Genomic DNA, 14,105 nt, shown 5'->3' on the forward strand with positions numbered 1-14,105 from the left:
CGGTGTCTCTGTATTGGGCTGCGCTTTCTTTCCGCAGCCAACCGAACACAAAGACAAAGTTGCAACACAGAAGAAGGTTGTTACACGAAAAGCGTTAATGATCAAAGTGGCAGACATGTCGACTTACCTTTCTGGGATATTGCATTCCCCAAGCTTGCCTGGACCGAGCGGGCTGGTTCTTCTCCAGCGCGAAGCTATACGGGTGAGGAACTTCAACCGCACATTGTATGGCTGAGCGCTCATTGACTCGCTACTGTCAAAACTGTCAGACACAGAATTAGCGCAGGAAGTAGTCCTCGCGATTCTGAATGTGACTCGGATGACTTGCGTATTGGGCCGACGTCTAGTCTGTCCGTTTTGACAGTTCCGAATCTGAGCTCTGTGCGTAACTCTGTTGACTCTACGGCCATCGCTCCGTGATCGATGTTCTCCATTCCCGAGTTGGCAGAGCGGCAACCTGTGACAACGACCTCATGGAATCCAAGGAGTAACCCATGACAGTCAATCGCTTCCTCACCGGGTCTCGGTTCGTAGTCACATCTCTGTTTTGTGTGCTTCCGGTGGACACCTTCGTTAACAACAAAGAAGATAAGCGGGTGAACATCCAAAAGATGTCTCGAGATACGCTCCAACGCCTTTACAAGGCCGAGCCTTCAGCGAAGACAGCCGTCGAAAAATCTTATGGGTATGCGGTTTTTAGCAATACGCCCGGAAATGGCGTAGGCATGGCCGTCAACAACAAGACGAAAGGTAAAACATTTATGAGAATGTTTGAGATCCACGAGGGTCATGGCGCGGGAGTCAAGAAGTTTCGGTACGTCTTTGTATTCGACAACGAGACAGTGTTCAACGACTCCGTGAATTCTGGCTGGGAGTCCGGAGGGCAGGTATCAGAAGCCGCCAAAACCTCTGCTGAGAAGGGCGGACCCATGCACGGCGCGGCGGCAGTTTCCAACGGCATCTGGATGTATCAGCTCAATGGCAGGGGGGTGGTCTTGAATATCGCTGCCAAGAGCACTAAGTATTCACCAGACGATAACTTGAACAAATCATCGTGAGGCAAGATGCGGCCGCAGCAGTTCTCTTGGGAGAAGGGTGAAGAACTGTCAATCATCCGTATGCCGCAACCTCTGGACAATACCGGGCATAGTACACCCCGTCCCTTAATCGTGAGAGCGTCCATTCGTCGAGCTGCCTGATTCCTTTCTGCGCCGGTGACACTGTTAGTTCTACGAGGCGACAATCAGCTAGCTTCCGAATACCATGCCGTACGACGGGCTCCGAACGGTGGTTTCTTAAAGGCAGGCCTTTAGGACTTACGTGATGTGGGCCAACACATCTCCCTGCACATAGCTCACGCATGTGAGGCGATCGGCTTCCTCTCTGGAAAGCTGCCGTCAGATGACGACGGTACGGGCCCGTGAAAGGAGGAGCATGAACCTAAAAAGCTATTTTGTATTTACAGCCACGGCTCTGGGCTGCGCTGCAGTGCTGAATGCTCAACAGAACTCTCTGGAGGCATCGGTATCGTCCGTCGTTAGCTGTGTCTCTCAAGGCAAAGCACGACAACAGTGCTCGGCCGATACTCGTGCGGGCATCGTGATGCTGCGACCAACAGGCGAGGCGCCCTGCCTCCTCGGCAGAAACTGGGGCTACGACGACCAGGGGGTCTGGGTGTCGGAAGGTTGCGGCGGTGACTTCGGCACGGGAAGTACTCACCGCGCAGATGCGCCATCGGCAACCGCAACCGCAGCAGCGCTGGTTGAGTCCGAGCAAGAACAAGCGGCGATTGAAACTACTACAACGGGGACGAATCCCACACAGAAATACACCGGCGCTTTCCAGCCTTATGGGAGTCTTCGCAACATCATATCCATTCCAGCTAACGGAGAAGCGGAAGTACAGGACAACGCCACCCGCGTCGGCATTAATTTCACAACGTTTGGACCCATTAGAGTAATTGGCACTACAGAATGGGGAATTAACCTCGTTCAGAGCGAAACCACGTTCAACGCCGGTGCGACCACAGAGTCTGGTTTCGGCGTGCTGCAGCAAACGACGCAGCCCGTCTTCGGCGCTCGCCTCGGTTTTTTTGGTGTTGCTTCTGACAAATTTGGAAGTCTCACCTTTGGCAAGCAGAACTCAACCCACTACGACATAACAAGCTATACAACGGATCGCTTCAACGTTTTCGGCGGGGTATCCACCGCCACCTACGTTGCGGGCACAGACGGCGGTCAGTCAGGTACCGGCCGCGCCGACCAAACGATTCTCTATCATCTCAAATTCGCCAATGTCCTGGACTTCGGAGCACAGGGACAATTGCGAACTGGAGACACCTCGCAGGCCTTTAACGGCTTCGGCTTTTCTTTGCAGGCAACACCGATTCCGGGACTGAAGATCGGTGGGGCCTACAACAAGACCTACTTCAATTCCACGCTTAGAGATACGGTACTCCATGGCGACGGCACGGATTACTGGGCCTTTGGAGGTAAAGGCACCTGGCGCAACCTTGAATGGGGTGCCGATTACGTGCGCCAAAACAATGGCGATCTGGCATTCATTCCTGATCCCACAGGCGGACCGGAGACAATAGCGGTCGGATTTTCCGCGAACGGAGTCGAGATCTATTCCAGGGTTAAGTTCGGAAAGTTTGCAGTTGTAGGCGGCTTTGAGGACTACATACCCTTCGACCTTAGTGCTCTCATCAACCCGGATTTCAAGACCAGATATGCAATTCTCGGTGCCGAATGGCACATCTCGCCATCAGGCTACGCATTTTTTGAATCGCGGCTGGGAGATACCACGGACGCTCAGGGAATGGGAGGTTACAACGCAGCAGCTCTCGGCTTCCGCTACGACTTCAGTTGGAAGACGCTGCATCTGCAATAAACCCCGTTGGCGGCTTCCACTTCAGAAGCGATCGGTTCACGTGCGTTTCTTTGCAATGTACCCGTTTCTATTTGAGGTGTCCTCGATCTGCAGTAAAACTCGCTTACGACGCGGCCGGAAGCGCTGCACACGTCGTGTGCAACAACTAGCAGTTCTGACAGTCGCAAAACATCTTATGTCCTGTTCCACTGTAGCGGTGAGGAAGGGTTACAGGCCAGCCCTGACGCCGTGATGTACCTGCAATCAGCTCCTCGAAGATAAGGAGAACACCGATGAAACTCAGAATGATCGCTTCAAGCCTCGCAGTGATTCTGCTGGCTACAAGTTTCGCTGGCGCCGCTTCACCGGACGAAAAACGAACCAAGACTCGCAAGATGGCTGATAAAACTCTGCAGGACCTATACAAACTGCAGCCCTCAGCTCAGGGGGCTATCCAAAAGTCTGCCGGATACGCCGTTTTCGATAACATGGGAACGAACCTCTTGCTAGTAAGCACGGCGCGTGGCTCAGGCATCGCCGTTGCCACCGGTTCCAAGCAGGAAACCTTCATGAAGATGGTTTCGGCCGGCGCAGGTCTGGGTGTGGGAGTCAAGGATTATCGGCTAATCTTCGTGTTCGAAAACGATAAGGCGTTGTCTCAATTCCTCGATTCCGGCTGGTCGGGTTCAGGACAAGCGGATGCTGCGGCCAAGGCAGGCGACAAGGGCGGAGCTTACTCGGGGGCGGAAGAGTTTGCCCCGGGTGTCTGGATCTATCAAATTACCAAGAACGGTCTCGCTCTCCAGATAACCCTGCAAGGCACCAAATACTATAAGGACGACGACCTCAACAAAAAATCATAGCTCCTGGTTGGGACGTGAAGTCACAAGAATTAGCCCCACATGCGCATGGTGGTAGCTGAGGATTGATTCGCTACATGTCCCATATCTTTTTGCGGTGGATGATCTGCACATTACAGCACCAGCCGACACTCGCCAACCTTACGAGTGACCCGCTCCCGGTCAAGATACTCAAGGAGCGGGATGGCGTATTTGCGCGACAGACCCGTCAACTGTTTAAACCGCGCCACATCGATGGTCTGACCTCGAAACTCGGCGACTTGTGATCGCAGCTTTGTAAGAGCAATTTGATGGAAATAGAGCTCTTCCGTTCCCATCTTTACCAGCGTTTTGTCGCGCAAGAGCAGAATCATGAGTCGCCGCAACTCAGAGGAATCGATGGCGAGTCTATTTGCGACTTCTGCGGCGGATGGAGTAGAGAGTCCGGCGGCTTCGAAGGATTCGGCAATCGACGACAGTAGGTTGCGATCTTTTTCCGAAGGTCGGCCATCGGAATCAAAGGGCAAGACCCAGTCCTGCTGAACCCGCAGTTTGCGCTCGCGTTCCAGTCGTTCCAGCACGAAGTCAAAGAGCGCGGGGTTGAGTCTGGTGTGACTTCTCAGTTCCGAGCGCCTGACCGAAGAGCTCGCGGTACCTTTCATTCGGTGGGCAAGCCCGCTCATGACGCAACATTCGGCGCTCTCAAGGCCTTCTATCGTTAAAAGAAGATCGTCCTGGGTTTGCACTAGCTTTCCAGCGACGATAAGTGGATTTGTCAGCGTGGCAATGGCCTCGGCGGTTAAGCCACATTCTGCAGACAACCCAGACAGATGTAGCCCGCGCAGGCCTCGCCTGCTGATTCGCAGGAAAAGCTGTCCCGCGATAGGAGCACTCCTTAACTGCTCCAGCCACTTCATGCATTCGGACTTCCGCAGACCTGGAATTGGCTGCGCATCCAATATGCGTCCACCGCCGATTGTCATCGCAGGCGATGGCTGACGGAGCACAAACCGGTCGCCTGGCGCGAGGACGATGGACTTCTCAAGCCTGAGGCGCAGCAGGCGGGCGCTGCCTGGCGGGACAGGCTCATGTTGGTACAGCGACACTGTCGAGAGAGCCTCTGAAGAGAAAGCATAAAAATGAACACGGCAGCCATGTTTGAGCTTTGGCGTGCTGCGTAGCATGGTGACTTCGACATCGATTAAGTCGGTCGCGGCTAGCGTGCCTGTATCCAAGACAGTCTGTCCGCGGTGTATCTCTGAGGCCTCTATGCCGACAAGGTTCAGAGCGACTCGCGAGCCGCCGTATGCCACTCGGTCCGTATGGCCGTGGACCTGAATGCCACGCACTCTTACCGCGCGGCTCCCCGGCTCGATCGTGAGTGTTTGTCCGCACTCGAACGATCCCGCGAGCAGAGTGCCGGTCACCACTGTGCCGAAGCCCTTCATGACGAATGCCCGATCTATGGGCAGCCTGGGCAGCGCGTCGGAGTTTCTAGCCGGAACGGAGGTTGCGAGCGATGCAAGTTCGGATCTCAGCTGATCCAAACCTCGTCCTGAATGTGCGGATACAGGGACGACAGGTGCTCCATCGGTATTTAGAAACGTACTGCTCAGGAATCCCCGGATTGAATCGCAAACCCTTTGGAGATGGTCAGCGCTGATCCGATCGATTTTTGTGACAACAGTAAGGCCCGCACGAACCCCCAGCATTTCACAGATCGCCAGATGCTCTTCCGTTTGCGGTTTCACTCCTTCTTCAGCTGAGATAACCAGCATCACAGCGTCAATCCCACCTGCGCCGGCGAGCATGTTTCGGATGAAGTGATGGTGACCCGGAACGTCGACAAAGCTCAACCGCAGCGGCAGGCCGCTGTGAGTTTTTGTTTCAAGAGAAGCGAAGCCGAGGTCAATCGTGATGCCGCGGCGCTTCTCGTCCGGCAGGCGGTCGGTATCGACCCCGGTGAGCGTGCGGACCAGTGTGGTTTTTCCGTGATCGATATGGCCCGCTGTGCCGATCACGATGGACTGCGGTCGGGTTGTCTCGTGTGAAAGCATGCGCCTATCTGTCCGACATTTGAACCGACGTCCGCATTGCAACGTGATGGCCCCTGAGAAGAGTCGCCAGTGACGTATCTAAGTCTGCGTCCACGGTACGCAGATCCAGCAGCACGTTGCCTTCGCTGATTCTTCCAATCACTGGCGGAGTCGACTGGCGGAGAGTGGAGAGCAGCTCATCTGCGGTCAATGTTGCGTGACGCAGCGACAACGCGTAGCTCGATAACCTGGCATCGGGAGTCGTTCCTCCTCCGATAACGCTCACCGTCGGAACAACATCCACAAATAGATTTTCTGCGGGAATCTTGCTGGCTATCCAGTGACAACGAATCTTGATCTCGTCTGCATCGAGGCCGATCATGCGTAGTGTCGGAATCGAGTCCGCAGCGCCGGAAACGTGGTCGAGCAACGTAGCTTCAAGAGCCGCATAAGTCAGCTTGTCCACACGGTAAGTCCGCAGTAGAGGATTTTGCCGGATGCGCTCGATAAGATCCTTCCTCCCAATCAATAAACCGCACTGGGGGCCGCCCAGGAGCTTGTCCCCGCTGGCGGCTAGCAGGTCCGAGCCTTGCCGATAACCTTCGAGAAGGCTTTGTTCGCACAGAATGCCATGCGCCTCAAGAGAAAAGATAAGGCCTGTGCCCTGATCTTCGAAGACCGACACATTCGATCGCTTTCCCAGCGCGGCTAATTCCGAAATCTGTGGCCTTGTGACGAATCCGTGCATGCTGAAATTCGATTGATGCACGCGCAGAATTAATCCGGTATCTGGTGAAATGGCCCGCTCGTAATCACTCAAACTGGTACGGTTTGTCGTTCCGACCTCGCGAAGGGTGGCGCCTGATTTTCGGAGAATCTCGGGAATGCGGAAGCCCCCGCCTATCTCGATAAGCTCGCCTCTTGATATCAAGACTTCTTTGCCTTCGGCCAGAGTGTTCAGGGCAATGAACGTGGCGGCAGCACAGTTGTTGACGACCAGGGCTCGATGGGTATTCGAAGGCTCGTTTGCGCCTGTCTTCTTCGCCAGGACGCGAAGTATCAAGGACTCGACGTGTACGTCTCTGCTGCTTCGCTCGCCAGAGGTCAAGTCGAATTCGAGATTGCAATAGCCTTTCGCGACTTCAACTATATGATCGAGTGCAGTTTGACTAAGTGATGCTCTTCCAAGGTTCGTGTGAAGTATGACGCCAGTTGCGTTGATGACGGGCCGCAACGAATATCTCCCCTTGCGCACGAGCCCATCCACGATACCGTCTTCCAGAGACGCTAGGCGCTCCTTGATGCTTGTACGAGTGTGTTGTCCATCCGAGATTTCTTCTCGAATGCGACTCAAGGCATCCCGTATCGAAGATGCGACAGTGTCATGTGAGTGAAAACAAAGGAGTGCCTTCACTCCTGGAGTTAATAGAAGGTCGTTAACAGAGGGCAGGAGCCGGTAGAATTCGTTGCTGTATTCATCGTTCTTCATCGCAATACGATCGCCGGATTGCCGCTTTCCGGCCTGTAAACCCCCGCAACGCGGCCGATTCTCTCCGCGGCGATTCCGGCGTCGCGAAGCGCCTTGCGGAGCAGTTCGGCGCTCTCCGCCGCGACAGAAATAAGTAGTGGGCCCGAGGTCTGCGGATCAAACATTAGTGTCCGCAGCTCGTCCGGGATATGGCTCCCTGGCGCTTCAGCGATGACGCACTCAGTAAAGTCCCGATTCGCCAATAAACCCGCCGGAATTGCACCTAAACGGATTGCTTCAAGGGCGCCATCCATCCTGGGTACAGTCTCCACTTCAATCTCCAAAGTGACGCCGCTCGCCATAGCCATCTCGCGGCCGTGCCCCATCAGCCCAAAGCCTGTGATGTCCGTCATGCCGTGAACGCCACGGACCTGCGTTATGACTTCCGCCGCAGTCCTGTTGAGCGCCGTCATGGATCGTATTGCATTTTCTACCCAAAGCGGCTCTGCCCTCCCCTGTTTCAGAGCGGTTGTAATGACTCCCGTCCCGATCGCTTTGGTCAGAATGAGATCGTCTCCCAGAATAGCTCCTGCATTTGTGAAGACTCGCGCCGGATCGATCATTCCCGTTACGGCATAGCCGAATTTGATTTCCGCATCACGCACGGTATGTCCACCGGCTACGGCGCACTCGGCCTCGGACATCTTATTCAGACCGCCACGCATAATCTGTTCGAGGATTTCCATGTCTCCATCCTGCGGGAAACAAACTACTGCGAGCGAGGTCAATGGCCGCCCACCCATTGCATATACATCGCTGAGTGCGTTGGCAGCCGCAATTTGACCAAAGGTAAACGGATCGTCAACCAGAGGTGTGAAGAAGTCGACGGTTTGCACAAGAGCTGCGTCCGGCGCGATCAGATAGATGCCGGCGTCGTCGGATGTGTCAAATCCAACGAGCAGGTTTTGATCGTGTTGCGCCGGAAGCCTTTCGAGAACCGCCCGGAGGGATCCGGGGGCGAGTTTGCTGGCGCATCCGCCGGCTTTTACCTGCTGTGTCAGACGGATGGGATAAGAGGTTTCCAACAAAGTGTCCTGATTTGAATCCCGGTTGATCGAGGTCCCGGCCACGTAGTATAGATTGCGATGGAAGTGCCTGGGCTCCGGTGATCCCCCCGGTCTTCAAAACCGGTGGTCGTCCTTACGGGCGACGGTGTGTTCGACTCACACGCGCTTCCGCCACTCCAACCAAACCAGACTAAGACTATTGAGAAGTTCAGAATACTGTCGCTTTTGACAGGCATCATTCTCTTAATTTTGTGGTAGCTTTGGAGCCGATTATTCCTCTCGGAATGATTCTCTGTCCCGGGATTCTGCTGTGGAGGCTGAATGCAAGTTTCTCGCAGAGATTTCATTTGCTCGATGGCTGCAGCAGGTGCGGTCGGGCTCGGAGTGGACGTCCAGCCTCTGATAGCGCAAGCGCGCACCCTAAAAACTTCAAAGACAACCCAGACCCGCTCGAACTGCCCGTACTGTTCCGTATGCTGCGGTGTCATTATCCACACAATGACCGATGGGGCAAAGAATGTGATCCCTCAGGTTGTGCATGTTGAGGGCGATCCAGATAACCCCATTAACCGTGGCACTCTCTGCCCTAAGGGCGCTTCGCTCCAACAGGATTGCGTGAACGAGCGGAGGCTGACCAAGCCTCAGGTGAGACGGCCGGGCAAGTCCGACTGGGAAGACATCTCGTGGAACCAGGCGCTCGATGAGATCACGCGCAAGGTGAAAACTACACGCGACTCTGGGTTTATGCACCAGGATGAGCAGGGGCGGGTTGTCAACCGATGCGAGAACATCGCGTTTCTTGGCGGCGCCACTGATACGAATGAATTCTGCTGGACCGTTGTGAAAACAATGGCAGCTTTGGGGGTTGTGCGCCACGAAAACGTGGCGCGTACTTGACACGGCCCTTCGGTTCCCGGTCTGGGAACCACGTTTGGCCGAGGGGCCATGACTAACAGCTGGAACGACATCGCTAATACCGATGTCATGCTGATCATCGGCGCGAATCCGGCGGAGAACCATCCCTGCGGCTTTAAGTGGGCCATTGAAGCAAGGCGGCTGCGCAATGCGCGGATGATCGTCGTTGATCCGCGATTTACACGAACGGCGGCGACGGCAGACTTCCACGTGCCGATCCGGGCGGGCAGTGATCTTGCCTTTGTCGGCGGATTGATTCGCTACGCCATCGAGAACAATCTCTATGCACGCGAATATGTGCTCAACTACACGAACGCGTCTTTCCTCGTGAACGAGGACTTTCATTGTGCGGACGAGGGTCTCTTTTCCGGATTCGATGCGGCGAAGTCGAACTACGATCAGACCACCTGGAACTACCAGCCGAAGTCAGGAGCCGGGACGCCGGGCCACCTGCCGGAAAATGTCGCGGCCGACCCTACCCTGCAGAACACACATTGCGTATTTCAACTTCTGCGCCAGCAGTATTCACGTTATACGCTGGAGATGGTCGAACGAATCACCGGCGTTCCTCAGGCTAAGTTTGCGCGGGTTGCGGAAGAGTTTGCAGGGATACGCCGCAACGGCGACATGACCAGAACCGGCACTCTCATCTATTCGCTGGGCTGGACGCACCACTCCATCGGCACGCAGATCATTCGCTCCGGAGCTATTCTTCAGCTCCTCCTCGGCAACATTGGACGTCCGGGCGGAGGCGTAAATGCGTTGCGGGGACACGCTAATGTACAGGGAGCAACGGACCTCGCCATCTCCTGGGACAGCTTGCCAGGTTATCTGAAGCCGCCGACCGCTGGCGACGACAACTTCGCCACCTGGATGAAACGCACGACTCCTACCCCTTCCAAGCCGAGCGAATGGCAGTCAATGAACTATTGGGCCAACACTCCTCGATTTGCCGTTTCCCTCCAGAAGGCTCTCTATGGTCCTGCCGCGACGGCGGCGAACGAATGGGCTTACGATTACATGCCCAAGCGCCCGGATGGGCGCGGCTGGTGGGCGATTTCGGAAGAGACGGTGAAAGGCAAGGTAAAGGGCGCATTCTGCTTTGGCATGAACGCACTCGCGCTGGCACCATCGGTGGATCGTACCCTCGCCGCCTTGAGTCGGCTCGACTGGCTTGTGGTCTGCGAGATTTTTCCGGATGAAACCAGTGAGTTCTGGCGTGCCCCAGGCATCACGGCGGAGCAACAGGCGAAGATCGACACCACTGTATATCGCCTGCCGGGAGCCGGTTTCTCCGAAAAGTCGGGGACGATGGTCAATTCATCCCGTCTGCTGCAGTGGAGAGACGCTGCGACCCCACCGCTCGGCGATGCGCGAATCGATTTAGAGATTCTGGCGCAGATATTCTGGCAGGTGCGCCGGTTGTACAAGACCGAAGACGGCGCTTTCCCGGACCCGATTCTGAATCTTTCGTGGGATTACGAGGACCCGGAGCGGCCGAGCGCCGAAGAACTAGCTAAAGAATTGAACGGACGGGCGCTTGCACCCGTGACCGAAGGAGGCAGCACGCTCCCGGCAGGATCACAATTGCCGGGTTTCGCCTGGCTCCGCGACGATGGCTCTACTGCATGCGGATGCTGGATCTACTGTGGCTCGTGGCCGGAAGGGGGTGCCCTGACGAAGCGGCGCGGCACGGAAGATCCGTCAGGCATGGGAATTCATCCGAACTGGGCCTGGAGCTGGCCGATGAACCGTCGTAATTTGTATAACCGTGCTTCTTGCGATCCGCAGGGGAAGCCTTGGGATCCAGGACGAGCCCCGGTGTGGTGGGATGAATCGGCGGGTCGATGGAAGGGTCATGATGTCCCCGACTTCATGGTGACCTCCGCGCCTAAAGAGCACATGGGACCCTTTATCATGGCTAACGAGGGAGTCGGCCGTCTCTTCGCGCCGCTGCCGTCACTGGTAGATGGACCATTCCCAGAGCATTATGAACCCATCGAGAGCCTGGTGGAAAATGCTCTTCACCCGGCTGTACCGACCAATCCCCTTGGCAAGAAAGTAGAGACATCCTTCGACAAATTCGGCACAGCCGCCGAGGGCTATACGGCGGTCGCCTTCACCATGCGTCTCACCGAAACCTATCACTTCTGGACCAAGAATAACCCTGCCAACGTTCAGTTGGTGCCGGAACCGTTCGCCGAGATCAATGAGCAGATGGCACGGGAGCTTGGGATCGACGGCGGCGATTTCATCCGCATCTCCAGTGCACGCGGCGCGCACATTTGCAAGGCAATGGTCACCAAGAGGCTCCCGGCGCTCCAGGTGAACGGAAAACATGTGTATCAGGTCGGCATTCCTTTTAGTTGGGGATTCCGCGGAATTGCTGAAGACGCCGGACGAACTTCGCGCACTCTCGTCAATCTGATCACGCCAACCAGCTACGACGCCAATACGCGAACCCCTGAGTACAAGACATTTCTCGTAAAGGTCGAAAAGGTTGACAAACTATGAGCGCAGAATCACGTCGCATCCAGAGGATCTCCGCGCACGCTGGACCCGTGCCGGGCACAGGAACCGTCCGCGAGGAAAAAGTCGCCAAGCTCATCGATGTGACCACTTGCATCGGCTGCAGAGCATGCGAGATTGCATGCCAGGAGTGGAACGATCTCCCCTTTGCCGATACGGTCTTTCAAAACAACCACCAGACCATGCCGGATACATCTTGGAATCTATGGACGTTAATCAAGATGAACGAGGTCGAGCACGAAGACGGAACACTGCAATGGCTCCTGCGAAAGCAAGGCTGTATGCATTGCGCCGATCCAGGATGCCTGGCGGCCTGTCCGGCAGAGGGTGCCATCGTCCAGTACGAAAACGGGATCGTTGATTTCGATCACGACAAATGCATCGGGTGCCAGTACTGCACAATCGGTTGCCCGTTCAACGTGCCGAAGTTCAATCCGGCGACGAAGAAAGTCTTCAAGTGTTCTCTTTGTTCCGACCGCGTGGAGAATGGCCTTGAGCCGGCTTGTATTAAGTCCTGTCCCACCGGGTGTCTGCAGTTCGGAGCAAAAGAAGAGATGCTTCACGTCGCCCACAAGAGAGCGGAGCAGTTGCGAGACCACTTCGGATACGAGAACGCCGGGGTTTATGATCCTCCGGGTGTTGGGGGTACCGGCGTGATCTATGTCCTGCACGACGTGACCCGTCCAGAGCAGTACGGTGGTTTGCCGAAAGATCCTCGAGTCCCGGCCACCATCGGCCTGTGGAAAAGCCCGCTGAAGTGGCTGGGCAACCTGGCGATGGTAGGCGGCTTGGTCGGGATGATTGCTCACTTCTTCCTCTTCGGCCCGAAGACTGATCCCGGCGACGAAGAGAGTCATGGCACGGAGAAGCCCGATGATTAAAATCCGGTGGCGCAAATTAGATCCGGAGCATGTTCGTCGCTATACGTTTCACGAACGTGCCGTTCATCTCATTGTTGCGGTCAGTTGCGTCTACCTGGTCTTGAGCGGATTGGCCCTGCATACTCCTTTTCTCTTCTGGATGTCGACGGTCCTGGGCGGCCCGGCCTCGATGCGCCTTTTTCACCCGGTTTTGGGAGTGTTCTATTTTGTATTCCTCGTCTATATGTGGTGGATGTGGCGGCGCGACCTGCGTTTTAACCAGGCTGACAAAGGCTGGATGCTAAACATGGAAGCGTACATCACCAACCATGACGACGACCTGCCGCCGATTGACCGCTGGAACGCTGGCCAGAAGATCTTCTTCTGGATGATGATGACATCGGGTGTAGGCTTGGTGATTTCGGGCATGGTCCTGTGGTGGCCCGAGTACGTACCCTGGAATCTGCAATGGATCAAGTTCCTCGCGATCATCCTTCATGCTGCTTGCGCCTTTGTCAGCATCGGCGGGCTGATGATCCACCTCTACATGGGAATCTTTCTTGTGAAGGGCGGGTTCGGCCAGATCGTCACGGGGGAAGTTACGCGAGCCTGGGCGTACCATCATCACCGTCTCTGGCTCGTCCGGGTCACAAAGGAACATACCGATGGCTAGCTGTCTCAATCCTGTATGGCGTTCTGCGCGGGGACAACGAATCTGGGCCGACTACCGTGAGCGCGCGGAGAAACTGAATGCTGAGACGGTGAACCCGCTGCTGGCCAGGTACATTGAGCTGGTTTCGCTCCAGGCGAGACTCAGTTCCATCCTGATCGAGACACTGGATGTTCCCCACACGGATAGCGATTGCGCTCTTCTCAGCTATTTCAATGGAGAAGCACTTCGTCCACTCCTCGCGCTCGCCGCGCGCGAGGTGAGCGCGAAGGGGAAGATGGAGCCGCCGGAGGAATCGCTGAATCTGCTTGAAGATCTGTGGAATCAGGTAGAGGAGTTCCAGTACCCCCGGGATTTTGCGGCGCGGCTTGCCTTGGAAGTCTTTGCCACTGAGATTTCCGTCGTGCCCCACAGGGAGATGGAAACAACACCGGATCGCTGCCCGCATTGCGGCTTTCCTATCCTCTGTTCGATCGCGCGAGAAGAGGGCCTGGGCACTCGGCGGTCGGCTCTGTGCTCTCTTTGCTCAAGCGAATGGGCGGTTTCGCGTCTTGGATGTCTGCGCTGCGGAGAGCAGGGAGCGTCCAGGCTCCCGGTTTTCAGCTTCGATGCCTGGGCGCATATCCGAGTCGAGGCATGTGATTCATGCGGCGGCTATCTGAAATCCATCGATATGACAGAGGACGCCGAAGCGCTGCCCGTACCTGATGACGTCGCTTCGAGCGCGGTCAATATCTGGGCCTTCGAGCAAGGTTATCAGGCCATTGGGAGACATTTCTTCAATTTGTAAGTGCCGGCGTAAAGATTTTTATTCTCCCCTTTTGCATAAGTCTTATAGCTTCATCCCACG

General features: G+C 55.8%; 11 protein-coding genes, 1 tRNA gene and 1 pseudogene. 10 read left to right on the top strand and 3 right to left on the bottom strand.

The features are described from left to right. The 4 genes from GSQ86_RS23200 to GSQ86_RS21190 form a co-directional block, all read left to right on the top strand. On the top strand, positions 1–235 hold a 235-nt coding region (locus GSQ86_RS23200; protein WP_216841241.1), incomplete at its 5' end, for a hypothetical protein. A gap of 259 nt (positions 236–494) precedes the next feature. Further along, positions 495–1,058 (top strand): hypothetical protein, encoded by a 564-nt coding sequence (locus GSQ86_RS21180; RefSeq protein ID WP_158752147.1) that lies wholly within the window; start codon positions 495–497, stop codon positions 1,056–1,058. A gap of 376 nt (positions 1,059–1,434) precedes the next feature. Beyond that, on the top strand, positions 1,435–2,892 hold the full coding sequence (locus GSQ86_RS21185) for a DUF3011 domain-containing protein (protein ID WP_158752148.1): 1,458 nt from the start codon (positions 1,435–1,437) through the stop codon (positions 2,890–2,892). A 272-nt stretch (positions 2,893–3,164) separates the two neighbouring features. Further along, the gene (locus GSQ86_RS21190; RefSeq protein WP_254062534.1) at positions 3,165–3,734 is read left to right on the top strand and encodes a YSC84-related protein; all 570 of its coding nucleotides are present in this window, start codon (positions 3,165–3,167) and stop codon (positions 3,732–3,734) included. Positions 3,735–3,844: 110 nt separating this feature from the next. Here the strand turns inward: GSQ86_RS21190 and selB are convergent, their stop codons facing one another. The 3 genes from selB to selD are packed head-to-tail and all read right to left on the bottom strand — an operon-like array spanning position 3,845 to position 8,299. Continuing rightward, positions 3,845–5,767: a selenocysteine-specific translation elongation factor gene (gene selB / locus GSQ86_RS21195; protein ID WP_158752149.1), complete on the bottom strand. Its 1,923-nt coding sequence runs from the start codon at positions 5,765–5,767 to the stop codon at positions 3,845–3,847. A gap of 4 nt (positions 5,768–5,771) precedes the next feature. Next, entirely contained in the window at positions 5,772–7,235 is a 1,464-nt protein-coding gene (selA, locus tag GSQ86_RS21200; protein WP_158752150.1) for an L-seryl-tRNA(Sec) selenium transferase, read from the bottom strand. After that, a complete protein-coding gene (gene selD / locus GSQ86_RS21205; protein WP_371720728.1) occupies positions 7,232–8,299 on the bottom strand; it encodes a selenide, water dikinase SelD in 1,068 nt (355 codons plus the stop codon). The genes selA and selD overlap by 4 nt, the downstream gene beginning before the upstream one ends. A gap of 62 nt (positions 8,300–8,361) precedes the next feature. Here selD and GSQ86_RS21210 point away from each other — a divergent pair. The 6 genes and pseudogenes from GSQ86_RS21210 to fdhE all read left to right on the top strand — a co-directional run bounded on the left by GSQ86_RS21210 (position 8,362) and on the right by fdhE (position 14,045). After that, a tRNA-Sec gene (locus GSQ86_RS21210) sits at positions 8,362–8,455 on the top strand. Positions 8,456–8,602: 147 nt separating this feature from the next. Further along, the gene (locus tag GSQ86_RS21215; RefSeq protein WP_158752151.1) at positions 8,603–9,178 is read left to right on the top strand and encodes a hypothetical protein; all 576 of its coding nucleotides are present in this window, start codon (positions 8,603–8,605) and stop codon (positions 9,176–9,178) included. Between the two features lie 12 nt (positions 9,179–9,190). After that, a pseudogene (gene fdnG, locus GSQ86_RS21220) lies at positions 9,191–11,710 on the top strand (formate dehydrogenase-N subunit alpha); the annotation flags it as partial. After that, positions 11,707–12,606, top strand: a complete 900-nt coding sequence (gene fdxH / locus GSQ86_RS21225; protein WP_158752152.1) for a formate dehydrogenase subunit beta — start codon at positions 11,707–11,709, stop codon at positions 12,604–12,606. The pseudogene fdnG and the gene fdxH, both read left to right, overlap by 4 nt. Further along, positions 12,599–13,258 carry a formate dehydrogenase subunit gamma gene (locus GSQ86_RS21230; RefSeq protein ID WP_158752153.1) on the top strand — a complete coding sequence of 220 codons (660 nt, stop codon included), beginning with the start codon at positions 12,599–12,601 and terminating at the stop codon, positions 13,256–13,258. The genes fdxH and GSQ86_RS21230 overlap by 8 nt, the downstream gene beginning before the upstream one ends. Next, positions 13,251–14,045: a formate dehydrogenase accessory protein FdhE gene (fdhE, locus tag GSQ86_RS21235; protein ID WP_158752154.1), complete on the top strand. Its 795-nt coding sequence runs from the start codon at positions 13,251–13,253 to the stop codon at positions 14,043–14,045. The genes GSQ86_RS21230 and fdhE overlap by 8 nt, the downstream gene beginning before the upstream one ends. The last annotated feature ends 60 nt before the right edge of the window (positions 14,046–14,105 follow it).

This window comes from Acidobacterium sp. S8, assembly GCF_009765985.1.
Taxonomy (GTDB): domain Bacteria; phylum Acidobacteriota; class Terriglobia; order Terriglobales; family Acidobacteriaceae; genus Alloacidobacterium.